General features: G+C 72.7%; 26 protein-coding genes. 13 read left to right on the top strand and 13 right to left on the bottom strand.

All coding sequences use genetic code 11. From position 1 onward, the window contains the following. Position 1 precedes the first annotated feature (1 nt). Positions 2 to 415, bottom strand: coding sequence for an STAS domain-containing protein (locus Pta02_RS32120; RefSeq protein ID WP_203878739.1), 414 nt, complete (start codon positions 413 to 415; stop codon positions 2 to 4). A gap of 250 nt (positions 416 to 665) precedes the next feature. Here Pta02_RS32120 and Pta02_RS32115 point away from each other — a divergent pair, with 250 nt between their 5' ends. Further along, on the top strand, positions 666 to 1,001 hold the full coding sequence (locus tag Pta02_RS32115) for a helix-turn-helix transcriptional regulator (RefSeq protein ID WP_203878738.1): 336 nt from the start codon (positions 666 to 668) through the stop codon (positions 999 to 1,001). Positions 1,002 to 1,118: 117 nt separating this feature from the next. Here the strand turns inward: Pta02_RS32115 and Pta02_RS32110 are convergent, their stop codons facing one another. Beyond that, positions 1,119 to 1,772: a hypothetical protein gene (locus tag Pta02_RS32110; RefSeq protein WP_203878737.1), complete on the bottom strand. Its 654-nt coding sequence runs from the start codon at positions 1,770 to 1,772 to the stop codon at positions 1,119 to 1,121. 240 nt (positions 1,773 to 2,012) lie between these two features. Between Pta02_RS32110 and Pta02_RS32105 the strand changes: the two genes are divergently transcribed. Together Pta02_RS32105 and Pta02_RS32100 are read left to right on the top strand one after the other, a co-directional pair. Further along, the gene (locus Pta02_RS32105; RefSeq protein WP_203878736.1) at positions 2,013 to 2,441 is read left to right on the top strand and encodes an STAS domain-containing protein; all 429 of its coding nucleotides are present in this window, start codon (positions 2,013 to 2,015) and stop codon (positions 2,439 to 2,441) included. 205 nt (positions 2,442 to 2,646) lie between these two features. Continuing rightward, positions 2,647 to 3,189: a YdeI/OmpD-associated family protein gene (locus tag Pta02_RS32100; protein ID WP_203878735.1), complete on the top strand. Its 543-nt coding sequence runs from the start codon at positions 2,647 to 2,649 to the stop codon at positions 3,187 to 3,189. 63 nt (positions 3,190 to 3,252) lie between these two features. Here Pta02_RS32100 and Pta02_RS32095 read toward each other — a convergent pair whose 3' ends face one another. From Pta02_RS32095 to Pta02_RS32085, 3 genes are all read right to left on the bottom strand, one after another. After that, positions 3,253 to 3,738 carry a hypothetical protein gene (locus tag Pta02_RS32095; protein ID WP_203878734.1) on the bottom strand — a complete coding sequence of 162 codons (486 nt, stop codon included), beginning with the start codon at positions 3,736 to 3,738 and terminating at the stop codon, positions 3,253 to 3,255. Between the two features lie 63 nt (positions 3,739 to 3,801). Beyond that, complete coding sequence (locus tag Pta02_RS32090) at positions 3,802 to 5,145, bottom strand: SpoIIE family protein phosphatase (RefSeq protein WP_239131389.1); 1,344 nt, start codon at positions 5,143 to 5,145, stop codon at positions 3,802 to 3,804. Continuing rightward, a complete protein-coding gene (locus Pta02_RS32085) occupies positions 5,142 to 5,945 on the bottom strand; it encodes an alpha/beta fold hydrolase (RefSeq protein ID WP_203878733.1) in 804 nt (267 codons plus the stop codon). Before Pta02_RS32085 ends, Pta02_RS32090 begins: the two co-directional genes overlap by 4 nt. 324 nt (positions 5,946 to 6,269) lie before the next feature. Between Pta02_RS32085 and Pta02_RS32080 the strand changes: the two genes are divergently transcribed. Beyond that, positions 6,270 to 7,178 carry an endonuclease/exonuclease/phosphatase family protein gene (locus Pta02_RS32080; RefSeq protein WP_203878745.1) on the top strand — a complete coding sequence of 303 codons (909 nt, stop codon included), beginning with the start codon at positions 6,270 to 6,272 and terminating at the stop codon, positions 7,176 to 7,178. A gap of 187 nt (positions 7,179 to 7,365) precedes the next feature. On the opposite strand, the gene Pta02_RS32075 is transcribed toward Pta02_RS32080, so the two are convergent. Together Pta02_RS32075 and Pta02_RS32070 are read right to left on the bottom strand one after the other, a co-directional pair. After that, a complete protein-coding gene (locus Pta02_RS32075; protein ID WP_203878732.1) occupies positions 7,366 to 7,821 on the bottom strand; it encodes a pyridoxamine 5'-phosphate oxidase family protein in 456 nt (151 codons plus the stop codon). 210 nt (positions 7,822 to 8,031) lie between these two features. Next, positions 8,032 to 8,883 carry a helix-turn-helix domain-containing protein gene (locus Pta02_RS32070; RefSeq protein WP_239131387.1) on the bottom strand — a complete coding sequence of 284 codons (852 nt, stop codon included), beginning with the start codon at positions 8,881 to 8,883 and terminating at the stop codon, positions 8,032 to 8,034. A 128-nt stretch (positions 8,884 to 9,011) separates the two neighbouring features. Here Pta02_RS32070 and Pta02_RS32065 point away from each other — a divergent pair, with 128 nt between their 5' ends. Further along, the gene (locus Pta02_RS32065; RefSeq protein WP_203878731.1) at positions 9,012 to 9,872 is read left to right on the top strand and encodes an alpha/beta fold hydrolase; all 861 of its coding nucleotides are present in this window, start codon (positions 9,012 to 9,014) and stop codon (positions 9,870 to 9,872) included. Here the strand turns inward: Pta02_RS32065 and Pta02_RS32060 are convergent. Beyond that, positions 9,864 to 10,940, bottom strand: coding sequence for a DUF418 domain-containing protein (locus tag Pta02_RS32060; protein WP_203878730.1), 1,077 nt, complete (start codon positions 10,938 to 10,940; stop codon positions 9,864 to 9,866). The two genes, Pta02_RS32065 and Pta02_RS32060, sit on opposite strands and share 9 nt — an antisense overlap. A gap of 178 nt (positions 10,941 to 11,118) precedes the next feature. Here Pta02_RS32060 and Pta02_RS32055 point away from each other — a divergent pair, with 178 nt between their 5' ends. The 4 genes from Pta02_RS32055 to Pta02_RS32040 all read left to right on the top strand — a co-directional run bounded on the left by Pta02_RS32055 (position 11,119) and on the right by Pta02_RS32040 (position 14,067). Then, the gene (locus Pta02_RS32055) at positions 11,119 to 12,027 is read left to right on the top strand and encodes a sensor histidine kinase (RefSeq protein ID WP_203878729.1); all 909 of its coding nucleotides are present in this window, start codon (positions 11,119 to 11,121) and stop codon (positions 12,025 to 12,027) included. Between the two features lie 102 nt (positions 12,028 to 12,129). Then, entirely contained in the window at positions 12,130 to 12,783 is a 654-nt protein-coding gene (locus Pta02_RS32050) for a response regulator (RefSeq protein ID WP_203878728.1), read from the top strand. A gap of 106 nt (positions 12,784 to 12,889) precedes the next feature. Then, the gene (locus tag Pta02_RS32045; protein ID WP_239131386.1) at positions 12,890 to 13,687 is read left to right on the top strand and encodes a hypothetical protein; all 798 of its coding nucleotides are present in this window, start codon (positions 12,890 to 12,892) and stop codon (positions 13,685 to 13,687) included. After that, on the top strand, positions 13,687 to 14,067 hold the full coding sequence (locus Pta02_RS32040) for a GntR family transcriptional regulator (protein ID WP_203878727.1): 381 nt from the start codon (positions 13,687 to 13,689) through the stop codon (positions 14,065 to 14,067). The genes Pta02_RS32045 and Pta02_RS32040 overlap by 1 nt, the downstream gene beginning before the upstream one ends. 110 nt (positions 14,068 to 14,177) lie before the next feature. On the opposite strand, the gene Pta02_RS32035 is transcribed toward Pta02_RS32040, so the two are convergent. Continuing rightward, positions 14,178 to 14,855 carry a TetR/AcrR family transcriptional regulator gene (locus tag Pta02_RS32035; protein WP_203878726.1) on the bottom strand — a complete coding sequence of 226 codons (678 nt, stop codon included), beginning with the start codon at positions 14,853 to 14,855 and terminating at the stop codon, positions 14,178 to 14,180. A gap of 295 nt (positions 14,856 to 15,150) precedes the next feature. On the opposite strand from Pta02_RS32035, the gene Pta02_RS32030 reads away from it, so the two are divergent. Further along, positions 15,151 to 16,464 (top strand): outer membrane protein assembly factor BamB family protein, encoded by a 1,314-nt coding sequence (locus tag Pta02_RS32030; protein WP_203878725.1) that lies wholly within the window; start codon positions 15,151 to 15,153, stop codon positions 16,462 to 16,464. Positions 16,465 to 16,558: 94 nt separating this feature from the next. Here the strand turns inward: Pta02_RS32030 and Pta02_RS32025 are convergent, their stop codons facing one another. The 3 genes from Pta02_RS32025 to Pta02_RS32015 form a co-directional block, all read right to left on the bottom strand. After that, positions 16,559 to 17,464 (bottom strand): aldo/keto reductase, encoded by a 906-nt coding sequence (locus tag Pta02_RS32025; protein WP_203878724.1) that lies wholly within the window; start codon positions 17,462 to 17,464, stop codon positions 16,559 to 16,561. Between the two features lie 64 nt (positions 17,465 to 17,528). Further along, complete coding sequence (locus Pta02_RS32020; protein WP_203878723.1) at positions 17,529 to 17,891, bottom strand: VOC family protein; 363 nt, start codon at positions 17,889 to 17,891, stop codon at positions 17,529 to 17,531. Between the two features lie 75 nt (positions 17,892 to 17,966). After that, positions 17,967 to 18,338, bottom strand: a complete 372-nt coding sequence (locus Pta02_RS32015; protein WP_239131385.1) for an STAS domain-containing protein — start codon at positions 18,336 to 18,338, stop codon at positions 17,967 to 17,969. Positions 18,339 to 18,618: 280 nt separating this feature from the next. Between Pta02_RS32015 and Pta02_RS32010 the strand changes: the two genes are divergently transcribed. After that, complete coding sequence (locus tag Pta02_RS32010) at positions 18,619 to 22,809, top strand: SpoIIE family protein phosphatase (RefSeq protein ID WP_203878722.1); 4,191 nt, start codon at positions 18,619 to 18,621, stop codon at positions 22,807 to 22,809. Then, the gene (locus Pta02_RS32005) at positions 22,806 to 23,126 is read left to right on the top strand and encodes an STAS domain-containing protein (RefSeq protein ID WP_203878721.1); all 321 of its coding nucleotides are present in this window, start codon (positions 22,806 to 22,808) and stop codon (positions 23,124 to 23,126) included. The genes Pta02_RS32010 and Pta02_RS32005 overlap by 4 nt, the downstream gene beginning before the upstream one ends. Positions 23,127 to 23,145: 19 nt before the next feature. On the opposite strand, the gene Pta02_RS32000 is transcribed toward Pta02_RS32005, so the two are convergent. Next, positions 23,146 to 24,396 (bottom strand): GAF domain-containing sensor histidine kinase, encoded by a 1,251-nt coding sequence (locus Pta02_RS32000; protein ID WP_203878720.1) that lies wholly within the window; start codon positions 24,394 to 24,396, stop codon positions 23,146 to 23,148. 246 nt (positions 24,397 to 24,642) lie between these two features. Between Pta02_RS32000 and Pta02_RS31995 the strand changes: the two genes are divergently transcribed. Beyond that, entirely contained in the window at positions 24,643 to 25,143 is a 501-nt protein-coding gene (locus Pta02_RS31995) for a hypothetical protein (protein ID WP_203878719.1), read from the top strand. Positions 25,144 to 25,170 lie beyond the last annotated feature (27 nt).

Genomic DNA, 25,170 nt, shown 5'->3' with positions numbered 1-25,170 from the left:
TCTAGCCGGCATCGGGGGCGTCGATCGGCGCCGCTGTGGGGACGACCGGGGCGCCGTCGCACAGCGGCAGGTCCAGCAGCTCGGCCAGGCGACGCAGGTAGGGCGGCACGTTGACCACGCGGGCCGTACCGGCCTGGCACAGCTGCGCCAGCAGGCGCATCCCGCCGGCGTCGACGAAGCACAGGTGCCGCAGATCGATCAGCAGGAGATCGCCGTCGTGCCCGGCGCGGGTCAGCGTCTCGGCCAGGGCGGGGCGGTTGGTGCTGTCGACCTCCCCGATCAGCTGGATGAGGGCCGCGCCGGGCCGGGGCCGGTAGGTCAGGCGCAACTGGCGATCGGCATAGAGGATCGCGTCGGTGACGTCGGCGGCCGTGGCGTCATCGGGCTCGGAAGCGCTGTCGTGCCGGAGGGTCACGGCGCTGCGTGAAAGGGCGGGACGGGGCCGGCGGTGCCCCGGAAAGACGGGCAGATGCCGAGGCTCCGGGGTCGGGGAACAGGCATGGGGACCCCCACTGGCAAAGGGAGACCGGTCAACGGAAATCATCTCACCCGCAGCTTACTTCGAGAAGAGGATTACCGGAAATGAACTTCCGGTAAGATCGGAGGGCAGAGCTACCCCCGCCGCGCTGCCCCATGCGGATCGGCCGGCACCAAAGAGAGGTGACATGGCCCCACCCGGCTCCGGCGAGCCCGCCTCCAGCTGGACTTTTCTGACCCACCACGCCCGGGTGCTGGTGGAGATCGCCCGCGATCCGCAGGTGCGCCTGCGCGACATCGCCACCCGCATCGGCATCACCGAACGCGCCGTGCAGGGCATCGTCTCCGATCTGCACCAGGAGGGCTATCTGACGCGCGAGAAGGTCGGCCGCCGCAACCACTACACCCTCAACCCCGAGCGCGGGTTCCGCTATCCGACCGAGGCCGGCCTGCCGGTGCGGCTGCTCATCGACATGTTCACCCAGCACGACATGCCCGACGCCGAGGCCCCGGCCGTCAGCTAGGCGCTGCCGCTCGTCGGCGACATCTCTGACGGGCATCGCCTCTGAGCGCCGCCCACCCGAAACCGGCGCACGCGCATTCTCCTCACCGGCGCGATCTCACCGGCACAACCGGCGCGATCACCGCTCGCCGCGTGCCGGGGCCTCGTCGAAGCCCAAATGCTGCTGCGTACGCCGCTGCGCGGCCGCCTGCCGATCGACGCCCGCCCCCAGCCGGTCCGAGGCCGCCAACTGGCGGTCGCTTTGGCTGGCCCGCCGATCGTCCTGGCCGGCCTGGCGATCCGCGGCGGTGGCCTGACGATCCGCCGCCGCCCGCTGGTACTGCTGCTCACGGGCGTGTTTCTCGACCAGCCGCTGCTCGCGCAGCTGGGCCAGCAGCTCGCGCAGCACGGCCCGATCGGCCGCGGCCTGCTCCCGCTCGCCGGCCAGCGACGCCAGTTCGGCGGCGATCGGATCGCCGAGATCAGCCAGCCGGTCCTGGCGCCGGGCGGCCGTGCGGTCCCGCTGCTCGGCCGCCCACAGCAGATCGTGTATACGCCGGTCGATCTCCTCGGCGGAAGATTGCTCCCGAGCGGTCGCCCAGCATCGCTCGGCGACCCGGTCCCGTTGCTCGGCGGCCTGATCGCGCTGCTCTGAGGCCTGGTCGCGGATCAGCCCGGCCGCATCGCGCAACTCGGCCGCGCGATCGCGCCGACCGGCCAGCCGGTCGCGCCGCTGCGCCGCGCGATCGCCCCTGTTCTGATCGTCGGCCCGTGATCCCTGATCACCGCTCATGATCACCTCTGAGGTTGTCAATGACCGTGCTCCACCGGCGCGGTGCCGGCCCGGACACCGCTGCGGGGCACCCTCCTTTTTTTCGATACTCCACCCACGGCCGCTGCGGCGCTGCATCCTTCGCCGAATCCGGCCCGCGCGGGGTGGCACCCCGATCGAACGGTGCCGGGGGTTAGCCGGAGCCGCCGGGTAGGAGCACACTGGCCTTTATCGCCCTGATCCCGCGTCCCTGGGACCGCCATGCCTGCCGCCCCTTTCGATCCGCCCTCCTCCCCGGGCGAGAGCATCACCATCCACACCACCGATGAGACGATCACCGTGTGCGTGCACGGCGTGCTCGACCGCACCAGCGCGCCGCTGCTGGAGCACTGCCTGGCCGCGGTGCGGGCCGCCGACATGGCCGGCCCGCACCGCCTGGTGCTGGAGGTGCACGCGCTGACCGGCTGCGACGGCGCCGGACTGCGCGCCGTACTCACCGCTGTGGAACGCGCCGAGCGCGATGGCATCGCGCTGCACATCGACGGCCTGGACGGGGTGGCGGGCCGGGTGCTGGCCGGCAGCCACCTGCGCACCGGCTTCGACGGCCCGGCCGGCCGCGCCCGTCGGCCACCGCACCGCACCCCGCGCGCCCCCGGCGTGCCCGGGCGCCATCGCCCCACCCCGCGCTGACGGTGGTCGGCCGATGGGGCCGGCAGGGGGCACCTCGGTGTTCTGACGCGCATCGGCGGTGATCGGCGACCGGCTGAAACGGTATTTGAAGTGCTCATTCGGTGAGCACTTCAAGGCGGAGGATGGGAGCGGGCTCCCGGTCGAGGGGAAGCGCCGACGACACGCGGGCCGCCCGGCGGCCGCCGTACCCGGAAGGTCATGACCGATGATGCACTTCACCGACGCCGCCCAGTGGGAGTCGTGGCTGGCCGCACACCACGAGGACGAGGGCGGCGCCTGGCTGGTGATCGCGAGGAAGGGCTCGCCCGTCGTCGCGGTCACGATCGAGCAGGCGCTGGAGGTGGCGCTGTGCTACGGCTGGATCGACAGCCACCGCCGCTCCTGCGACGAGCACCGCTTCCTGCAGCGCTACTCGCGCCGCCGCCGGGGCAGCTCCTGGTCGCGGGTGAACGTCGAGCGCGTCGAGGCGCTGACCGCCGCCGGGCGCATGCGCCCGCCCGGCCTGGCGCAGGTCGCCGCCGCCAGGGCCGACGGCCGCTGGGCGGCGGCCTACACCGCCCAGCGCGCGGTCACCGTCCCGCCCGACCTGGCCCGGGCGCTGGCCGACTGCCCGCAGGCCGCCGCCCGTTTCGAGACGCTGGACAAGACCGGCCGGTACCGGATGATCCTGCCGCTGCTGAAGGCCCGGACCCCGGCCGGGCGCGCGGCACGCCTGGACAAGGCGATCTCCGGCCTGTCGGCCTCGTGACCCCCGCCTCCGTCGTCCGGCGTCGTCCGCCGCGGCGGCTGCAGAGGTGCCGGACGGCAGAGGTCAAAGGCAGATCAGAGCCGTCAGGAAGAGGATGAACGCCCCCCAGGTCGTCGCGAGCTGGAGCCAGTTGATCGTGAAGTAGCGCTGCCGTCCCGCCTTCCAGCCCGCCGGCATGGCCTCGGGGTCCCAGGCCAGCATCAGCTTGTAGTGCGGTGTCTTCCACACGTTGGAGACGATGAGCACACCGACGACCACGACGGCCAGGCCGATCGCGGTGAGCACGAACGAGGTCGAGCCGGGATCGTCCCACAGGAGCACGAGGGCGACGATCGGCGCGATGCTCATCCCACCCGACCAGGCATAGTTGAACGCCTTGCCCAAGCCGTTGCCCGCGTATCGGAGGAACGTCTCCATGAAGTTCCGGAAGCCCGGGCCGTCCATCGCTGCGAGCACGGGGCGCAGGATCGTGCACAGCCCTCCCAGGAAGCCCGCGGCGAGCCCCGAGAAGAAAACAGACGCCGCCAGTGCCCATTCCTCGGCCGTCATGCCGGTTCTCCCTCCACACTCGGGGCCCTCAGGTTCGCGAGGTCCGGCAGGACCGTACCGACGTCAGAGCGAGGGACGCATACCCCGTGGAGGGGGAGAATGGGGGGCGGCGGGGACGCCCAGGGCCAGCAGGGCGGTGTCGTCGTCCAGTCCGGCTCCGAAGCCCTCCAGCAGTCCGGTCAGGGCCCGGATGACGGCCTGCGGGGAGGATCCGGCCTGGGCGGCGAGGAACTCCTGCAGGGCGTCGTAGCCGTACAGAGCGGTGCGTTCAGTGCTGGTACGGGCCTCGGTCAGGCCGTCGGTGTAGAGCAGGAGGCTGTCGCCGGGCCCCAGGACGGTGGTGGCGGTGGCGAAGTTCGGGTCGGACAGCACGCCGACGAGCATGCCGCCGGGGGTGGGCAGGAAGTCGCAGGTGCCCTCGGCGCGCAGCACCGCGGCGGGCGGATGCCCGCCCGAGGCCAGGTGCACGCCGACCTGCCCGCTGCCGGGGTCGGGCTCGAGCAGGCCGACGACGGCGGTGCAATAGCGTGAATCACCGTCGGTGTAGCGCTCGTGCAGCACGGTGTTCAAGGTGCGCAGGGCGGCCACGGGATCGGGATCGTGCAGGGCGGCGGCGCGCAGGGTGTAGCGGGTCAGCGAGGTCACGGCGGCGGCCTGGGGGCCCTTGCCGCACACGTCGCCCAGGAAGAACGCCCAGCGTTTGCCGTCGAGGGCGAACACGTCGTAGAAGTCGCCGCCGAGCAGGTCGGGGGAGGCGGTGTGATAGTAGGCGGCCGCCTGCACGCCGGGCATCGCGGGCAGTGCGGCGGGCAGCAGGCTCTGCTGGAGTACGGCCAGCGCGTCCTGCAGCCGGGCCCGGTCGGCCTGGGCCTGCCGGGCGGCCTCCTCGGCCGCGGTACGGCTGCGCAGGAGTTCTTGTTCGTAGGCGCGGCGGTCGCGGGCGTCGAAGACGGTGGTGCGGATCAGCAGCGGCTCGCCGCCGCCGCCGTACTTCAGGACGGAGGAGGCCAGGACCGGCAGGTGCGCGCCGCTCGTGGTGCGGATCTCCAGGGCGATGCCGTTGATCTCGCCCTGCATGCGCAGCAGCGGCGCGAAGTGCGTCTCGTGGTACAGTCGGCCGCCCACGGTCAGCAGGTCGGAGAAGCGCATGCGCCCCACCACCGCCTCCCGCGTCAGGCCGAGCCAGCCCAGCAGCGTCGTGTTGATCTTGGCGATGGTGCCGTCCATCAGCGTGGACAGATATCCGCACGGCGCGTTCTCGTAGAGCTCTTCGGCGCTGTCTTCCAGCAGGGCGGCGAAGGCCGCATCGGCGGCGCCGTCGCCGCTCTGGTGCGGGCCGGACCGGTCGCCCGTCCGGTGCGGGCCGCTCTGGTGCGGGTCGGGCTCGTGGCCGGTCCGGCACATCATCGCAGGCCGGCCAGGAAGCCGGTGATCGCCCGGTTGGTGGCCTCGGGCGCCGACAGATGCGGGCAGTGCCCGGTGGCCTCCAAGGTGACCAGCTGCGAACCCGGGATCCGCGCGTGCACGAAGGCGCCGACCTCGCGCGGGGCGATGGCGTCGTGGGCGCACTCAAGCACCAGCGTCGGCACGCTCACCGTCGCCAGATCGCTGCGGGAGTCCGACAGGAAGGTGGTGCGGGCGAAGACGCGGGCCATGTCAGGATCGGTGGCGCAAAAGCTGTTGGCCAGTTCCCCGCCGAGCTCGGGCCGGTGCGGATTTCCCATGATGACCGGGGCCATCGCGGCGGACCAGCCCAGATAGTTCGCCTCCAGCGAGGCCAGCAACTCGTCGATGTCGGCGGCGCTGAACCCGCCGCGGTAACCCTCGTCGTCGATGTAGCGGGGGGAGGGGGCCACCATCACCAGCGCGCCGATGCGCTGCGGGGCCTGCCGGGCGGCCAGTACCCCGATCATGGCGCTGACCGAATGCCCCACGAACGCCGCCTGCCGTACATCGAGCGCCGCGCATATCTCCACCACATCCTGGGCGTAGCCGTCCAGACGGGCATAGCGGTCTTCCCGGAAGGCCGACAGATCGGAGCGGCCGCAGCCGACGTAGTCAAACAACACCACCCGATGGGTATCGGCCAGGGCCGGCACCGTCAGACGCCACATGTTCTGGTCACAGCCGAAGCCGTGGGCCAGCACCACCGTCGGGCCCTGTAAATTGCCGGTGATCGTGACATTGTTCCTGCGCAAGACATCCATGCCGATCATCCTTACATCCGCGTACCGCTCAGCTGACGGCCACCGGCTCGTGATCCCGTTGGGCTCGCCCATTCAACCGTCGCCGGTCGCGGGCGGATACGGATTCGACGATGATCAACCGTGCTCACCGGTGGCGGCGTCACCCGGACGGAGACGGCGCCCCGTACGGTCGTACGCGTGAGCATCGAAGATCGGAAGGTCCGCCCCGCGGAGCGGCGCCTCGGTCGCGTCGGCCGGTGGCGTCGGGCCGGTGGGACATCGAGGCGGACGGCCCGGACGCGTGGGCGGGTCCTCGCCTCGATCGCCGTACTGGTGAGTGCGCTGATGGCGTTCCCCGGCCTCGTGCCCAACGCCGTCGGCAACCTCGGCAGCCTGCTGGAGACCTTCCTGCCCTGGGCCGGCCTGGCCGTTCCCGTGCTGATGGTCCCGGCGTTGCTGCGCCGCTCGGCCACCGCGACGGTGTCCCTGGTGCTGCCCGCAGCGGTCTGGGCCGTCCTCTTCGGTGATCGGGTGCTCCCGGCCGCCCGGGAGACGGCTCACGACCTGACCGTCGTGCAGCACAACGTCGGCGACGACAACGCCGATCCGCAAGGAACCGCGCGGACCCTGGCCGGGGCCGGAGCCGATCTCATCGCGCTGGAGGAGCTGACGCCCGAGGCCCTGCCCGTCTACGGGGCCGTACTGACCCCCGCCCATCCCCACCACGCGGTCGTGGGGACCGTCGGGCTCTGGTCCCGCCATCCCATCGTGGACTCGCGGCCGGTGGACATCAGGCCGGCGGGTGTCGAGGGGGACTGGAACCGGGGGATGCGCTCCACCGTGCGGACGCCGTTCGGCGATATAGCGGTGTACGTCGCTCACCTGCCCTCGGTCCGTCTCCGGCTGCCCGGCGGCTTCGGCTCCGGCTGGAGGGACGAGAGCGCCGCCGCGCTGGGTACGGCCATCGCCGCGGAAGAGCTGGACGGGATCGTCTTGATGGGCGACTTCAACGGCACCCTCGATGACCGCGGCCTGGCTCCGGTCACCTCCCGGATGACCCCGGCGCAGGAGGGTTTCGGCTTCAGCTGGCCCGCGGCCTGGCCCCTCGCCCGCATCGACCACGTCATGACCCGGGGGATGGTCCCCGCCGGAACCTGGACCCTGCCCGCCACCGGCAGCGACCACCTGCCGGTGGCCGCCCGCATCAGGCGGGGGACGCCCGAAGGTCGAGGCGGGTCGTCAGCGCCGCCTTGACGGCCGGCCGTTCGGCGGCGATCAGGGAGAACACGGCCCAGCCGTACATCACGGGAGGATCGGGCCGGGGGTCATGTCACCGTCCTCATGGTTCCTGACACCGGCGCCCTTTCCCGCGGGCCGGGGGTCGCCGGATCGTCATCGGGCCGGGTGCCCCGGATCCTCCGGCCCGGCGCCCGGCCGGAGGCTACGCGCGTTCGGTTCTCCGCAGCCCGTGCGCGGGCGTCCACCACTCCACGACGAGCATCGTGGCCTTCTCATCGAGGTGGGTGTGCACGACCTCGGTGATGTCGGCCCGGAAACGGTCGCCTTCCGGTCCCTCGGTGGTCGCCCCGGCGAAGAGCGCCCGGCCGGAGATCTTCGCCTCGCCCGGCCACTGCGCCTCGGAGCCCTCGACCGGGTCGACCGTGGCGCTGTGCAGGGCGAAACGCGGATCCCGGCGGAGGTCCGCGCCCTTGCGCGAGTTCGGCATGGAGCCGAAGACCAGTTCGCCCTCCTCGAAGGCCGCCTCGATCCCGGAGATCCGCGGCGACCCGTCGGCTCGCACGGTGGCGAGGGTCTTGTGCCTGCGGGCGTCGAACGACGCCCGCACGCGCTGCGCGAACTCCGGCTCCGCCTGTTCGATCTCATGCCACGCCGTCATAGGCCCATGATGCACCGGCGGATCCGAAATCCCGATCGATCCGAGGACCCGGCGCCCGGCCCCGTACGGCGGGCTCCCGGCATCCGGAACCCGCCGGTTCCCGCGATCAGGCGACGCGCGAGGAGGAGGCGGCGGCCGTACCGGGAGTGAGAACGGCGGTGAGCAGGCCGGCGGCCAGAAGGGAGAGAGGTCTATGCACAGATCGGCACATTAGAGGAAGGAGGCGCCGCCGCGGGACGGCCAGGCTGTGTCGTCGACGGCCAGCCACGGCTCGTCGGCCGAGGCTCCGGGAGACGCCGCGGTGAACGCGCGGACGTCGCGGTGGAGGTGGGACTGGTCGGCGTAGCCGCCGTCCGCGGCCACCTGGGCGGGGGCGTGGCCGCCGGCCAGGCGGTGGACGGCGTGGTCGAAGCGGACCAGCATGGCGGCGCCTTTGGGCGTCGGGCCGATCTGCGCGACGAAGCGTGACCACAGGCGCTGGCGGCTCCAGCCGGTGCGGGCGGCGAGGTCGCCGACGCGGACCCGGCCGCGGGTGGCGACGATGCGGCGCCAGGCGAAGGCGACCTCGGGGTCGATCACGCGATCTGCCTGGAAACGGCGGGACAGCACCGTGTGGATCAGGGCGAAACGTTCCGGCCAGGTTCGCGCGTGATGGAGTCGCTCCCGGACGCGCTCCGCGTCGCGGTCCCACAGATCATCGAGGGCGACCACGGTCCCGTTCAGCTCCGCCGACGGCATGCCGAACACGGCGGGCACGACAAGGGGGGACAGGCGGATCTGCACACACTCGACGGACCGGACGCGCACGTCGACCGCGCCCGGCAGGAGCCCGACGGCCACGCCGCCCGACCAGCTCCGGCCCGCCGCGTGGACGTCGAACGCGCAGTCGCCGAACTCCACGGCCACGGTGACGGCCGGGTGGGGGATGGCCCGCATGACGAGCGGGCCGTCGCCGCGATAGGAGAACCCGGCCATGTCGACGCCGGGCAACGCGCTCATCCGCACCGGCCGCGCGATCTCCCAGGGAAGGGCCGCAGCCGTCTGTGCCGAGTCCGGTCGCACATACGGACCATACGAACCCCTCAGCGGCCCGATCAACCACGCGCGGACGCTGACATTTCTTCAAGACGCCTCGCACCCGTGCCCGTGAGGATGGCGCCGACATCGCGGATCGATTCGATGGAGACACAATGGACGAGACCACCACCTCGCAGCACCCGGACGCGGGGCCGCGAGGAGACGGCACGGGCGCCGGGCCCGGCGAGGACCTTCACGTCGTGCGGAGCGGGCCGCCCGGTGCGCCGACCGTGGTGCTCCTGCACGGGCTGGCCGGCTCGACGGCGTGGTGGGACCCGGTGCTGCCGGCGCTGCGGGACCTGCATGTGGTGCGCGTGGACCTGCTCGGGCACGGCAGATCGGCCAGACCACCCGGCGGGTACGGCATCGCCGAGCACGCGCGCAGGGTCGGGGCCGTGCTCGACCGGCTCGGAGTGCGCCGCGCGACCCTCGTCGGGCACTCCACCGGCGGCATGGTCGCCACGTCACTGGCCGAGCAACGGCGTGACCTGGTGACGGCGGTCGCACTGATCGGCACCGGCCCGCGGGTGGACGCGTACATCGGCGACAGCCTGATCAGCCGCCTGCTCCCCGTGTCGTGGGTGGGCCGGCTGATCTGGGGGCTGCGCAACGACAACATGATCCGCGGCGCCCTCGGCACCGCGTTCACCCGCGAGGTGGCCATCCCCGACCAGATCGTCACCGACGTCCGGGACATGCCCTACCACAGCGTCATCGCGACGTCCCAGGCATCGGAGGCGTTCCTCGCGGAACGGCCCGTGCCCGACCGGCTCGCCGGCCTCGGCCTCCCCGTCCTGGTGATCTTCGGCTCCCGGGACCGGCGATGGCAGCCCTCCTCCGCCCAGGACTATCGCCGAGTCCCGCAGGCACGCATCGAGATCCTCGACGACGTCGGCCACACACCCATGTTCGAGGATCCGGCCGCCACCGCGGCACTCATCCACGGCTTCGCCCTCACCACCGCGTCACCCTGACTCCGCGGTTCCGGGGCGGCGCAGGGGTGGGCGGGTGGTCCAGGTGGCCCAGCGCCAGAGCCATTCGAGGGGGCCCTGGTGACAGTGGCGCAGCCAGAGGGCGGACAGCAGCCACTGGGGGAGGAGGACTGCTCCGGCGATCAGGAGCACCGTCGCCGAGGACCAGCCGTCCGGTGAGCCGCCGATGAGGCGGGCGGCCACCAGGACGAGGACGGTGGCGGACAGATAGTTGGTCAGCGCCATCCGGCCCAGCGGTGCGAAAACCCACTGGAGCACCGGCCGGAGCGGTGTTCTGAGCAGGAGCAGGACGGCGCACACGTAGGCACCGGCCATCAGCAGTCCGGCGAGGGCGAACCAGGAGGCGAAAGCGCCCGTTCCGCCGTCCCCGGACTCGATCTGCAGCCACAGGGCGGGCACCGCCCCCGCCGTGAAGGCCAGGCCGAGCGCGGCCGGGACGCGGGTGGAGTGCTCGATCCGGCCGGTCACGCCGTACCGGGTCAGCGCCGAGCCGAGCAGGAACAGCCCCGGCACCAGGGGCACGCCGTTGCTGCCGAGGATCGGCGGCAGCGCGATGAGGACCGCGGCGAGTCCCGCGACGGCCCGGCGCGGCAGCCAGGTCGAGGGCAGCAGTACCAGCAGGCCGACGACGGCGTAGACGGTCAGGATGTCGCCCCGCCACAGCAGGAACATGTGCGCCAGGCCCAGGACGAGCAGCGCCAGGAGCCGGCGCAGCAGGAGCAGCCTGGGGCGGGGGACACGATCCGCGGCGGAGGCCAGCAGCAGCGAGAAACCGATGCCGAACAGCAGGGAGAAGATCGGGAAGAAGCGCTGGTCGACGAACAGCCCCAGCCAGGCGTCGCCCTGCCCCGTCGTCACCACGGGCTGTACGGCCGGCGCGGTGCCGCCCATGTGGGCGATCGGCTTGACGTTGGCCAGCAGGATCCCGCACAGGGCGAATCCGCGGATGACGTCGAGTGCGGCGATGCGGGGGCGGGGGGCCGCGTGCGGCCGTTCTCGGGCCGTGGCGTGCCGGGCCTGCGGCGCCGGGGGAAGTTCTTCACGTGACATGGGGACACATCCTGCGGGCCCCGGGCCCGCGGCGGCACGGGTCGAAAGCAGGGTTCGCGGCGGGCGGGATCATACTTTCGGCCGGTTCGGGACAGAGGGCCGGCGACCTAGCCTGAAGCGCGTGAACGGCCGGAATCGACTGGACGGACGCCCTGCGGGCGGGGTCCGGGGTGGGCGGATGGCGGCAGAGGCCGGGCTCGGGGCCGTGTTCGCCGGGCTGCTGGCCTTCTGGGCCCATCGGGTCGCCGACAGCTGGGGCGGCGGCTACTGGTGGTTCGGGTGCGCGGCCGGGGCGGTCGTGTGCGGGCTCGCCATGGTACGGCGGCGCGGCCGGGCGTGGGCGGCGGCCGCGGGGCTGGCCGTCGCGGCGGTCGCCGTCCTGGCCTCCCGGTTCGCCGAGCTGCCGGCCGAGCCGGGCCCGGCCATGGCACTGGCCCTGTCCGTGCTGGCCGGGTCGGCGGTCAGGGCGCTCCCGGCCCTCTCCGCCTGCGCCGTCGCGGCCGGCGGACCGGCGGTGGCCGCCGGCACCCTGCTCACCGCCCACCCGTCCGCCTCCGCCCTTCCGCCCGTGACGGCGCTGAACGCCGGCATGTGGCTCGCCGGGGTCGTGACCGGGCTGGGCATGCGGCTGCGGGCCGCCCGCCGCCGGGCCGTGGTCGAGGACGTGCGGCGCCGCGAACGTCTCCGGCTCGCCGGGGAACTGCACGACGTCGTCGCCCACCACGTCACCGGCATCGTGCTCCAGGCCCAGGCCGCCCAGGTCCTCATCCGCAGCCAGCCGGACCGGGTGGGCGGCTCCCTGTCCGGCATCGAGACCGCCGGTTCCGACGCGCTGGCCGCCACCCGCCGCCTCGTCGGCCTGCTGCGCGACGACGCCCCGCCCGCCCCGGCACGCCTCCACCGCCGCGGCGGGTACGGCCTGCTCGGCATGCGCGAGCGCCTGGAGGCCCTGGGCGGCACGCTCCGCGCCGGTCCGCGCCCGGAGCCGGGCGGATGGTCGGTGCTCGCCACCCTGCCTCTGCCCGCCCGGTCACCCGGCCGCCGACCCGCCCGGTATGTCGGTGGCCGCCCCGGGGAGCGGTTGTGACCTGCCCGGTATGTCGGTGGCCGTCCCGGGGAGCGGCCGTGACCGTCCCGGAGTGGTTATGACCGTCCCGGGAGAGCGACTGGCGATCCGGCGAGGGCGCCCATGACGATCAGCGTCCTGCTGGCCGACGACCAGGCGATGGTGCGCGCCAGCCTGCGCGTCATCCTTGAGGACCACCCCGCCGTCACCGTCGTCGCCGAGGCCGCCGACGGCCGTGAGGCGGTCGCCCTGGCCCGGCGGCTGCGCCCGGACGTGTGTCTGGTCGACATCCGGATGCCCCGCCTCGACGGCATCGGGGTCACCCGCGCCCTGGCCGGGCCCGGCGTGCCCGATCCGCTGCGGGTGGTCGTGGTCACCACCTTCGACCTCGACGAGTACGTCTACGGCGCGCTCCGCGGCGGCGCCGTCGGCTTCGTGCTCAAGGACGCCGGACCGGACCTGCTGGTGGAGGCCGTACGGGCGGCGCACGCCGGGGACGCGCTCATCTCCCCGGCGGTCACCCTGCGGCTGCTGCGCCACGTGACGTCCTGCGGAGTCCCGGCCGTCTCCCCGCCGGGGCAGCCGCTGTCGGAGCGGGAGACGGAGGTCGTCCGGGCGATCGCCAGAGGCCGTACCAACCAGGAGATCGCCGCCGAGCTGTTCATCTCGCTCAGTACGGTCAAAGGCCACGTCTCCGCCGTCCTGGCCAAGCTCGGCGCCCGCAATCGGGCCGAGATCGTCGCCTGGGCCTGGGAGAGCGGTCTGATGGCCACCTGAAGCGTTCGGAGGCCGTGCGCCTCGGGCATCCCGGCCTCTGTTGACTTTGTCGCAATCTATGACGCAGTATGTTGATACAAACATTGCGACAAAAGGAGGGGGCATAGTGAACGCCTCCATGTCCGACGCCGGGCCGCCCGCGGAGATCCAGTACGCCGGGAGCTGGCTGCGCCGGCACGGCCTGGGCGAGGGTCCGCCGACGCCGTTGCTGACCGCGCGCCTGATGGTGCGGGGGCGGGTGCGGGTGCTGGACAGCGTCCTGCAGGCCGTGCTGATCATCGCGGCCGCTCTGGCGCAGGTCGCCGCTCTGCCGCAGCCCGCCGACCGGTCGGTGCCGGTGCTGGTGCTGGGCGTGCTGGTCATCGTGCTGTTGCTGGCCCGGGCGCTGCTGGACGCCTGGGTACGGCGCGTCGACCGGCGGGCCGGGGCGGAGCTGGCACGGCGTGCGACCCATCCGATGCGGCCCGGCCTGCGGACTCTGCTCGGGTGGCCCTATGTCGTCCTGTCGGGCGCCACCTTCGCCGGCGCGTTCGCGCTGGGGGTGAGCGCGCTGGCCGTCGCCGAGGGCGTCGCACGGCACGCGGCCATCGTGCTGCTGATCGCCGTGACCGGGGTCGGCCTCGGTGTGATCCTGCAACTGCGCGAGATACTCGCCCGGCCGGTCGTGGCCGAGGACGAGGCCTCGCTGACGGCCGACGTCGTCATGCGCATCGAGGACGCGCGCGAGAGCGCCGTGCCGACCGTGCTGTGGTCGCTGCCGGTGGTGCTGCTGATCGCGTTCATGCCCGGGTGGTGGAACGCCGCCTCCGTGGGCTTCGTGGTGCTGGGGGCGGCCGCCTTCATCGCCGTCCGCGTCAGGGCGCCGTCGTGCGAGACCACGGCGCGCCGGGCGGTGGACCTTTGATGATCGTCATCGATGCCGGCTCGCCGGTCCCGCCGTTCGAGCAGTTGCGGGCCCAGCTCGCCCGGCAGATCCAGGATCGCACGCTGGCCGTGGGCGCCCGGCTGCCGACCATCCGCCGGCTCGCGGCCGACCTCGGCCTGGCCGTCAACACCGTCGGCCGGGCCTACCGGGAGCTGGAGGAGGCCGGACTGATCGAGACCCGGGGGAGAGCGGGGTCGTTCGTGTCGGCCGCCGGTGAGGAGGGACGGGAGCGGGTCCGCCAGGCCGCCGCCGACTACGCGGCCGTGATCGCCAGCGTCGGCCTCGACGAGAGCGAGGCGCTGTGCATCGTGCAGGCGGCCCTGCGATCCGGCGGCGCGGCGGCCTCCGCCTCGTTCTGATCCCGCGGCGGTGAGCCGGGGGCCGGGGCCGGGTCCGGGGCGGTACGAGGCCCGGTGGTGAGAGGTGCGGGGGCGGTGCGGGATCCGGCGTGGCGACGCCGGGTCCCGCGCTACTGCGTCCGTGCGGGCGGGTGCTCCGGGGACGGCGGGGTGATGTGCAGGCGGTCCAGGAGCATCTGGAGGAGCTCGTCGGTGATCTGGTCGAGGGAGGCGTCGACCCAGCCGACGGCCCAGTCGTGCATGAGGCCGTTGACGGCGCCGATGAACGCGGCGGCGGTGACGCGGTAGTCGCGCTGGGGGATGTGGCCGCGGTCGGCGGCGTCCTGGGCCTGCGCGCACAGGAAGTCGATCCAGCGGGCGCGGCGGTCCAGGCGCTGGCGGTCCAGGCGGGGGCTGACGCCGATGATCTCGACGAAGGCGATGCGGGTGTGGCGGGGGTCGCCGGTGGCTCCGGCGGCGTAGGCGCGGAACAGGCGGGTGTAGCGCTCGTGCGGCTCCAGGTGCTGGACCTGGGGCAGGACGTCCAGGACGGACCGCTCGGCCGCGTCGTTGACGTACAGGTGCAGCTCGGCCAGCAGGTCCTCCAGGGAGTGGAACTCCTCGTAGAACTGGCGGGTGGACAGCTCGGCGGCCCTGCACACGTCGGTGATCCTGGTGGCGCGGTAGCCGGGCCCGGCGCCGAACAGGTCCAGACCCGCCCGCATGAAGCGGGCTCGGCGCTCGGCCTGCCGTTCGGTGGCCGACCTGCCCCCGTACCGGCCCGCCGCCGGTGTGATCCTGCCCGCCACCGTGCCCTCCGCTCCGCGATGCCCCGATTTTCTCCCATCGGGGCTTGTGGCGCGCGTCACACGTCCCTACCATCGGGTAACAAGGTTTGAAAATATAAATATTCAGACTTATCCGGGTCCGTCACCACGGGCCGGAAGCCCGCCGGTCGCCCGGTGGCCCCGCACGATCACTTCCTTGCATCCGCGTGGACCCCTGCCGGGTCCCGCGTCATTCCTGAGGCGCGAAGCATCCCTGAGGCGCGAAGTCCGTCTTTCACGCTCCTTCACCCCTCTCACCCCCCATGGAGGAATGACCATGCACGCCCCGACCCGTGCGCGCCGGCGCAGGCCCCTGCTCCGCGGCGCCGTGGCGGCCGCGGTGGCCGCCGCCACCGTCTGCGGACCCGTCCCCGGCCCGGCGCACGCCGTCTCCGGCCCGGCGCACGCCGCCTCCGCCTACCGTGCCTCCGCCTACCGTGCCTCCGCCCTGCAGGAGGTGATGCTGGTCGGCAACAACTGGGAGGGCACCGCCGACGTCATCAGATCGAGCGGCACCTTCGCCAAGATCGGCCGGATCGACCTGATCCCCGACAAGAACGACCGGCTGCGCGAGATCTACCTCAACCCCATCCGGCTGGCCTTCTTCCTGGGCATCCGGGAGACCGTCGGCGAGGGCCACGACCAGTTCGTCGACGACCTGTACACCACCCCCGACGGATCGGCGATCGTGGTCTCCCGTCCCAGCTTCGCCGACGTGGCCTCCGTCGACACCGCCACCGGCAGGCTCAGGTGGCGCTTCCCGGTCTCGGGGTTCCGCTCCGACCACATGGCCGTCTCCCCGGACGGCACCCGCGTGGCCGTCTCGGCGTCCACCTCCAACACCGTTCACGTCCTGGACATCACCACCGGCCGGCAGCTCGGCTCGTTCAGGACCGGCGACAAGCCGCACGAGAACGTCTTCACAGGTGGCGGCGGCCACCTGTGGAACATGTCGATCGGCGAGGTCAACAACGACTTCGACGACCCGTCGCAGGACTGGCTGAAGGGCGACCGTAAGATCACCGTCGTGGACGCCGCGACCTTCAGGAGGATCAAGACCATCGACATGCGGTCCCGGCTCGACGCCTTCGGCCGCAGGGACCTGTCCGACGCGGTCCGTCCCGTCGCGTTCACCCCCGACGAGTCCAGACTGTACTTCCAGGTGTCGTTCTTCAACGGCTTCGTCGAGTACGACGTGGCCGCCGACAGGATCCTGCGGGTCAAGACGCTGCCGGAGAACCCCGACACCAGCGACGACCGCACGACCTTCGTCAACGACTCCCGTCATCACGGAATGTCCATGAGCCCCGACGGCGCCAAGCTGTGCGTCGCCGCAACCATGGACGACTACGCCACCGTCGTGGACCGGGCCACCCTGCGGGAGGGGCCGCCGGTGAGCGCCGCCAAGCCGTACTGGGCCACGGTCAGCGGTGACGGCGCGGCCTGCGTGATCTCCGAGAGCGACGCCGACCAGGTCACCGCCATCGACTTCGCCACCGGCCAGAAGATCACTTCTGTCCCCGTCGGCGACCACCCGCAGCGGGTCCGCCTGGCCCGCCTGCCCGTCGGCTGGACCGGTACGACCGGCTGACCGCCTCCCGGTGCCGGTGCCGGGGCCGGACCCCCCTTGATCCCGCCCCGGCACCACCGGCCCGCCCACGTCCGGAACCGCAGGTCCGCCCCGGTCACGCTCCCGGGACGGCTCCGAGGCGGGCCAGCTCCTCCGGTGAGAGCCGCAGCGCACCGGCGGCGACGTTGTCGGTCAGGTGATCGGGGTTTCCGGTGCCGGGGATGGCCAGCACGTGCGGTCCCTGCTGCAGCGTCCACGCCAGCCGTACCTGTGCGGCCGTCGCCCCGTGGGCGCGGGCGACGGCCAGCACCTCGTCGCCGTCGGCCGCGCCCGCGCCCGCCTCGGCCCCGGTGCCGGCGATCGCGAAGAACGGCACGAACGCGACACCCTGCTCCCCGCAGGCCCGCAGGAATGCGTGGTCCGCGGACCGCAGGCCGATGCCGTAGGGGTTCTGCACGCACACCACCGGGGCGATGGCCAGCGCCTCGGCCAGGTGGCCGGGCGTGGCGTTGGAGATGCCCAGGTGGCGGACGAGCCCGGCCTCGCGCAGCCCGGCCAGCGCGCCGAAGTGCTCGGCGATCGAGCGGGTCTGCGAACCGGGGGGAACGCGCAGGTTCACCACGTCGAGGTGGTCGCGGCCGAGCTGGCGCAGGTTCTCCTCGACCTGCCCGCGCAGCTGCTCCGGCGTGGCCCACCACCACCTGCCCGACGGGTCCCGCCCCGGCCAGACCTTGGTGACGATGACCAGGTCGTCGGGGTACGGCGCCAGCGCCCGGTTGATCAGCTCATTGGCCGAGCGCAGCGGGGAGAAGTAGAACGAGGCCGTGTCGATGTGGTCGACGCCGAGCTCGACCGCGCGGCGGAGCACGGCGATCGCCCGGCCGCGGTCGCTCGGGACGCCGTCGCCGAACGCCCCGCCGTTCTGGGTCAGGCGCATCGCGCCGAACCCGATCCGGTTGACTGTCAGGTCGCCGAGCCGCCAGGTGCCCGCGGCCGCCGCGGTGATCGTCTCTGAGGTCATCGTCGAAGTCTGCCATCGCGGATCCCCGCCTGAGCCGGTCGCCTGACCGATCACAGATCCCGGCTCAGGGTCCGGGCTCCCAGTACGCCTCCACGCGGTGCCCGTCCGGGTCGGCGCATTTGAACGCCACGTAGGCGGGCTCGTCGTAGTCCTCGGCGACGCCGACGCCGTCGGCCCGCATCCGGGCCAGCAGGGCGCGGACCCGCTCCGGATCGTCCAGGCGGAAGCCGAAGTGCAGGAAGTCCGGCATCGGGGCCACCTCCCGGACCGCGTGCAGGGCCAGGTCGAAGCCGTGGGCGTCGCGGACGACGACGGTGCCGTCCTCGTAGTGCCGGGCGGTGGCGGGGTCGAACCCGAAGTACGTCTCGTAGAAGCGCAGGCTGCGCCGCGCGTCGCGCACGGGCAGGCCGAGATGGCTCAGGCGCATGGGTCCAGCGTGCGGCCGGGCCCGTCTCATCACAAGGTCCTTTTCCACGCCGCCGGCCTGCGCGCAGGACGCCCCTCAGCCCTCCCGGGGGCGCCGCAGGGCGGCTATGGCCTCTTCCGGGGTGTCGTAGAGGGCGAGCAACCGGTCCAGGCCCATGATCTGGAAGACGTAGACGATGTCGCGTTCCATGCCGGCCAGGGCCAGGGCGGCCCCGGCCTCGTGGGCGCGCTGGTGCGCGGCGACCAGGATGGAGATGCCGGTGGAGTCGCAGAAGGTCATGGCCGACAGGTCGATCACCACTCCGGCGCCGGGGGCGAGGGCGATCTCGTCGAGGGCCGCCCGCAGGCGGAAGGCGGTGTGGTGATCCAGGTCGCCGGCCACGAGCACCGTGTGGAGGTGGGCCGAATGCGGCCGGAGGGTGACGGTCAGACCGTGCTCGTGTTGCACCAAGGCTCCTGAGGGACGGTCGTCGGACGGGCGGGCGCCACGGTGTCGTACGATACGCCCTCGCCGAGGGTCGCGATCAGTCTATGCACAGTGACGACGAGGTCATCGACGCCGGTGATCCCGGGGCCCTCCTCCCGTCGTACGGCGCGCGGAGCGGGCCCGGGCCGTGGAACGATTTGCCATATCCTACGTAACCGTTGAACTGCTCCTCGTGACCCGCCGGGCCGGACCGGGTGGCCCGGCGCGGGGCGGTGGCCCGGCTCGGACGAAAGGGTGTCGGATGACGGACTGCGGCGACGTCGAGCACGGGCCCGCCACGGTGGCCGGGGCCGAAACCGGGGTCGAGGTCGAGCTGTTCGCCGCCGACGACCAGGTCGGCCGGGACCTGGCGGCGGTGGACTGGCGGGCGACCCCGCTCGGGCCGCCGGCCGGGTGGCCGCAGAGCCTGCGGACGGCGGTGAGCATCGTCCTGTCGTCCCGGTTCTCCATGTGGATGGCGTGGGGGCCGCAGCTGACGTTCTTCTGCAACGCCGCCTACCGCCGCGACACCCTGGGCCGCAAGTACCCCTGGGCCCTGGGCCGCCCGGCCAGCGAGGTGTGGGCGGAGATCTGGGACGACATCGGCCCGCGGATCGAGGCCGTGCTGGCCACCGGGAAGGCGACCTGGGACGAGGCGCTGCTGCTGTTCCTGGAGCGGGCCGGCTATCCGGAGGAGACCTATCACACCTTCTCCTACAGCCCCCTGCGCGATGACGCCGGTGCGGTGGTCGGCATGCTGTGCGTCGTCAGCGAGGACACCGAGCGGGTCATCGGCGAGCGGCGGATGGCGACGCTGCGGGATCTCGGCTCCGACCCCAGCGTGGTCCGCACCGAGCAGGAGATGCTGGCCTTCGCCTGCCGCCAGCTCGGCCGCAACCCGCAGGACCTCCCGTTCACGCTGACCTATCTGTTCGACGACGACGGCGGCGCGCGTCTGGCGGGGGCGAGCGGGATCTCCGCCGGGCATCCGATCGCCCCCGCCGTCCTGTCGCCGGGCGATGCGGACGCGGTGTGGCCAGTGGCGGCGCTGGGCCGGGGGGAGCCGGTGCTCGTGGCGCTCGACGGCGCCCCGTCCGCCGATCTCCCGGCCGGGGGCTGGCCGGAGCCGCCCGCGCAGGCGCTGGTGGTGCCGCTGCTGCAGCAGGGCGGCGCGCCGTACGGGTTCCTGGTGGCCGCGCTCAACCGCTACCGGCCCCTGGACGACGGCTACCGCGGGTTCGTCGAGCTGGCCGCGGGACACGTCGCGACGGGGATCGCGAGCGCCCGCAGCTACCAGGCCCAGCAGCGGCGGGCCGAAGAGCTGGCCGAGCTGGACCGCGCGAAGACCGTCTTCTTCTCCAACATCAGCCACGAGTTCCGCACCCCGCTGACCCTGATCATGGGACCGGTGGAGGAACTGCGCGGCCGTCTGCAGGAGACCGGCGGGCAGGTGCGCGACGAGCTGGAGGTCGTCCACCGCAACGGGCTGCGCCTGGGCAAGCTGGTCAACACCCTGCTCGACTTCTCCCGCCTCGAGGCCGGCCGCATGCAGGCCCGCTACGAGCCGGTGGACCTGGCGGCGGTGACCGCCGAGCTGGCCAGCGTCTTCCGCTCCGCGATCGACAAGGCCGGGCTGGCCTTCGAGGTGGACTGCCCGCCGCTGACCGAACCGGTCTGCATCGACCGGGGCATGTGGGAGAAGGTGGTGCTCAACCTGCTGAGCAACGCCCTGAAGTTCACCTTCGAGGGCACCATCGGCGTCCGGCTGCGGCAGGAGGACGGCCACGCCGTCGTCACGGTCGCCGACACCGGCATCGGCGTCCCCACCGGGGAGCTGCCGCGATTGTTCGAGCGCTTCCACCGCATCGAGAGCGCCCGCTCGCGCTCGAACGAGGGCAGCGGCATCGGGCTGGCGCTGGTGAAGGAACTGGTCGGTCTGCAGGGCGGCACCATCACCGCCGACAGCGTCGAGGGCGCGGGCACATCCTTCACCATCCGGCTGCCCTTCGGCTCCGGTCACCTGCCGGCCGACAGCCTGGTCCCGGCCGGATCGGCGGAGGCGGTCTCGGCCACCGCCGAGCCGTTCGTCCAGGAGGCCCTGCGCTGGCTCCCCGGGGACGACACCGCCGTCCAGGGGACGGACGCCGCCGGCGTCTCCGCCGGTGCGCACCCCTCGGCGCCGGACGGCGCCGTACCGGCCCGGGTGCTGGTCGCCGACGACAACGCCGACATGCGCGACTATCTGACCCGGCTGCTGCGGCCCGCCTACCGGGTGAGCGTGGTCACCGACGGCCGGGCCGCGCTGGAGGCGGTGCGCGCCGACCCGCCGGACCTGGTCGTCAGCGACGTGATGATGCCGGGCCTGGACGGCCTCCAGCTGGTGGCCGCGCTGCGCGCCGATCCGCGCACCGCCGACGTCCCGGTGCTGCTGCTGTCGGCGCGCGCCGGGCAGGAGGCCTCCATCGAGGGCCTGGAGGCGGGCGCGGACGACTATCTGGTCAAGCCGTTCTCCGCCGCCGAACTGCTGGCGCGGGTGCGGGCGAACGTCGAGCTGGCCCGGATGCGCGGCCACCACACCCGATGGCGCAACGCCATGATCGAATCACTGCAGGAGGCCTTCTTCGTCGCCGACGAGAACGGTGCGATCATCGAGATCAACGCGGCGTTCACCGACCTCCTCGGGTACGGGCCCGAGGGCCTGCCCTACACCCCGCTGCACCCGTGGTGGCCGGACGAGGCCGACGACCCCCAGGGGTACGCGATGGTCGCCGACGCCTTCGCCCGGCTCGTCGACGAGGGCAGGGGCAGCTGCGCGGTCCCGGTCAGGCACCGCGACGGCCACCAGCTCTGGATCGGGGTCACCTTCAACGACGTCATCGACCCCGAGACCGGCCGGCGACGGGTCGTGGGCACCTTCCGCGACGTCACCGGCGAGCACTACCTCGTGCAGCGCGAAAGCGCCCTGGCCGCCCTCAGCATGCGGATCTCGCAGGCCGACAACCTCCACGACGCCCTGTGCGGGGCGCTGGAGGCGCTGCGCGAGGTCTGGGACGCCCGGCAGGTCCTGGCCGTCCTGTGGAACGACGGCTCCGGGCCGGAGGTGACGTGCTCCGATCCCGGGACCCGATGGCCGGACCTGCCGCAAAGCCTGCGCGGGAAGCTGACGGAGCTGCGCGGGCACCCGCCGCTGCGCCCGATCGGGCACGAGACCGACGGGACCGGCATCACCCTGGAGCACCCGGGGGGTCTGCTGACCGTCTGGGTCGACCTGGGCCAGAACCGGCCCTTCACCGCCGAGGACCGGACCCTCCTGGCGCTGCTGGCCGGTCATCTGGGCCAGGGGCTGCACCGGGCCCACCAGCTTGACCAGCAGCGCGAGGCCGCGGTGGCCCTGCAGCGCGCCATCCTCGGTCCCTCGCAGCTCCCTGAGGGCTTCGCCGTACGCTATGAGCCGGCCACCCGCCCGCTGGAGGTCGGCGGAGACTGGTACGACATCGTGCCGCTGGCCGAGGACCGGATCGGGATCGTGGTCGGCGACTGCGTGGGCCGGGGGCTGGAGGCCGCGGCCGTCATGGGACAGCTGCGCAGCGCCTGCCGCGCCCTGCTGCTGCAGGACGCCGGCCCCGCCCAGGTGCTCACCGCCCTCGACCGGTTCGCCGCCTTCGTGCCGGGCGCCAGGTGCACCACCGTCTTCTGCGGGGTGCTGACCGCCTCCACCGGTCACCTGGTCTATTCCAGCGCCGGTCATCCGCCCGGCATCCTGGCCCACCCCGACGGCACCACCGAGTTGCTGGAGGGCGGCCGGTCCATCCCGCTGGCCGTACGCCCCGGACATCCCCGGCCCGAGGCCGGGCACACCATGCCGGCCCGCTCCACCCTGCTGCTGTACACCGACGGCCTGGTCGAACGCCGGCGGCGCCCGCTGACCGAGGGCATCGGCCAGGCCGGCGCCGCCGTCCAGGACGGCCGGTGGGCCCCCATCGAGGAGCTCGCCACCCACGTCATGACCCGGCTGGAGCCGGAGCGCGGCTTCAGTGACGACGTCGCCGTGCTGCTGTACCGCCAGCCCGCCCCGCTGGAGGTGGCCTTCCCCGCCGAGTCGGCCCAGCTGGCGCCGGTGCGCGGGGCTCTGCGCGAGTGGCTGCGGCGCTGCGGCCTCAGCTCCTCCATGATCCAGAGGATCCTGGTCGCCGCCGGCGAGGCCTGCGCCAACGCCATCGAGCACGGCCACCGCGAGGCGCCGGGCCGTACGGTCCGCCTGCGGGCGGTCGCCACCGCCGGTGACCTGCACCTGACCGTGGCCGACAGCGGCCGCTGGAAGACGCCGCGGCCCGAGGCCGGCTCCCACCGCGGCCGGGGCATCGCGCTCATGCGCGCCCTGATGCACGAAGTCAGCATCGCGCCCGGTGCCACCGGGACCACCGTCGACATGCATGCGAGGATCAGCCGATGAGCACCCCTCTGACTCTGGCCGCTTCGCGGCGGCCCGACGGGACCGCGGTCCTGGCCGTCACGGGCGAGATCGACATGAGCAACGCGCCCGACCTGGAGGCCGCGGTGACCCGCTCCGTGGGCGACGGCGTGCTGGTCGTCGATCTCAGCGCGGTCGACTATCTCGACAGCGCCGGGCTGTCGGTCATGTTCGCCCACGCCGCGCAGATCCGGGTCGTCGCCAACCCCCTCATCGCCCCCGTCCTGATCGTCTCCGGCCTCACCGAGCTCACCACCGTCGAGGGGATGGGCCCCGAGCTGGACGAGGACGACCTGTAGGCCCGGCCGCACCGAGCCGTCACGACCCGCCGGAAGGATCGGGGCGGCCGGGATCGGGGAGAAGCGCTGAGGAGGGCAGCGTGAGGTGGACGCACACGCCCTCGTGCGTCTCCTTCTCCATCCGGGCGGCGCCGCCGTGCATCTCCATGATCTTCTCGACGATGGACAGTCCGATCCCGGTTCCTCCGGCGGCCTGCTCCTCGGCCTGCCGGGTCCGGTAGAACTCCTCGAAGACGCGCCGCAGGTCCTCGGACTCCACCCCGACGCCGGTGTCGTGGACCTCCACCTCGGGCGGGGGGCCGGCGACGACGACCACGTCGACGGCGCCGCCGCGGTCGGTGAACTTGATCGCGTTGTCCAGCACCTGCAGCAGCGCGTTGCGCAGCTGCTCGGCGTCGGCCCACACCCGAACCCGGTCACGGGCGTGCAGGTTGAGCTGTAGTTCCTTGAGCTCGGCCGCGGGGTCGACCCGCTCGACCGCCTGGCGGGCCAGGTCGGACAGGTCGACCGAGTCCGGGGTGAAGGTGGCGGTCTGCGCCTTCAGGCCGGCCATCAGCAGCAACGTGTTGATCAGATGCAGCATGCGGCCGCTGTTGTGCTCGATGATGCGCAGAAAACGCTGCTCGGTGGCCTCGTTCAGGCCGCCCTCCTGGACCAGTTCCAGATAGCTGCGGATCGAGGTGAGCGGGGTGCGCAGCTCGTGGTTGAGGTTGCTCAGGAACTGGTTCTTCAGCTTCTCCAGGGCGCCCAGCCGCCGGACGACCTCTTCGGCCTGGTGGGCGCGCCCGTGCAGCTCGATCAGGGTGACGGCGTGGGTGGCCAGAGTGTGCAGGGCCTGGCGCTGGGCCTCGTCCAGCCGGTCCGGGCGGGGGCTCATCACGCAGACCGTGCCCAGGGCGTTGCCCTGGCGGGTGATCATCGGCATGCCCGCGTAGAAGCGCGTCCGGGGAGGGCCGGTCACGATCGGGTGATCACGGAAGCGCGGGTCGGCCCGCGCGTCGTGGATCTCCAGGAACTCCCGCCCGGCGATGGTGTGCTCGCAGAACGGGACCGCCGGGTTCACCCCGGTCAGATCGGTGCCGGCCCGCCCCTTGACGTACTGACGTTTCTCGGCGACCAGATTGACCAGCGCGATCGGCGCCTCGCAGACGTGCGCGGCCGAGATGGCGATGGCCTGGAAGTCCGGCTCCAGCAGGCTCTCCAGCGCGTTCAGCTCGTCGAGCTCCCGTACACGCCCGGTCTCGTCGGCCGCCTCCGGCGACTTGGTCATTCTCGGCCTTCCGTCCGCTCCGTCGAGAGATCCTCCCGGGTAGGCCGTACCCGGTTGCGACCGCCGATCATCTGCCGCAGCTCACGGGTCGGGTAAAGAACAGAAGGCAGGAGACCGTCCTGTCCCAGCCGTATCAGTTTTCTCCGGTAACGCCGCCGGATACCTGCCTGCAGTCCGGCCTCAAGCGGGCTGAAAGCAACTCGCCGCACATTGTGCTCAGTCGCAGACCGCAGGAAAGGCCCCCGGATGAACACCGCTCGTGCTCTGGCCGTCATCTCCCTCGCAGGCATCGCCCTCCTCGCCCCGGCCGCCGCCCACGCCGCCACCGGTCCGGCCGTACAGGCCACGGACGCGCAGACCGCCGCCCCCGCCTCGTGGGGGCCCTACCACGCCGCCGGCCGCAAGGCCGTGGCCTCCGGCTCGCTGACGGCCACGCCCAAGGACGACCGCAGCGCGCCCGCGGCCCGGGTCACGGTCACCGGCGCCGTCACCGACCTGACCCGCAAGCCGGCCTGCGGCTGGGCCCTGTTCCGCGTCTCCGTCAAGGCGTCCGGCGGCAAGGTGGCCCTCAAGCACCGCAACTACCGCACCTGCTCCTATGACAAGCCGCGCAAGTTCACCTTCTCCCACACCGGCGTCTACGAGGTCGAGTTCAAGATCTGCTCCGAGGGCAAGGCGGCCAAGCCGTCGCTGAACTGCCTGTACTCCGGCACCTGGAAGCCGCTCTACACCTACTACAACGCGTGACCCGTACGGCCCGGCCGATCTCCACGA

Origin of the sequence: Paraplanobispora takensis, assembly GCF_016863195.1 — a bacterium.
In the GTDB taxonomy this organism is placed as follows: domain Bacteria; phylum Actinomycetota; class Actinomycetes; order Streptosporangiales; family Streptosporangiaceae; genus Planobispora; species Planobispora takensis.
The sequence above is the reverse complement of the archived record's forward strand: the minus strand, read 5'-3'. Positions and strand labels throughout refer to the sequence as shown.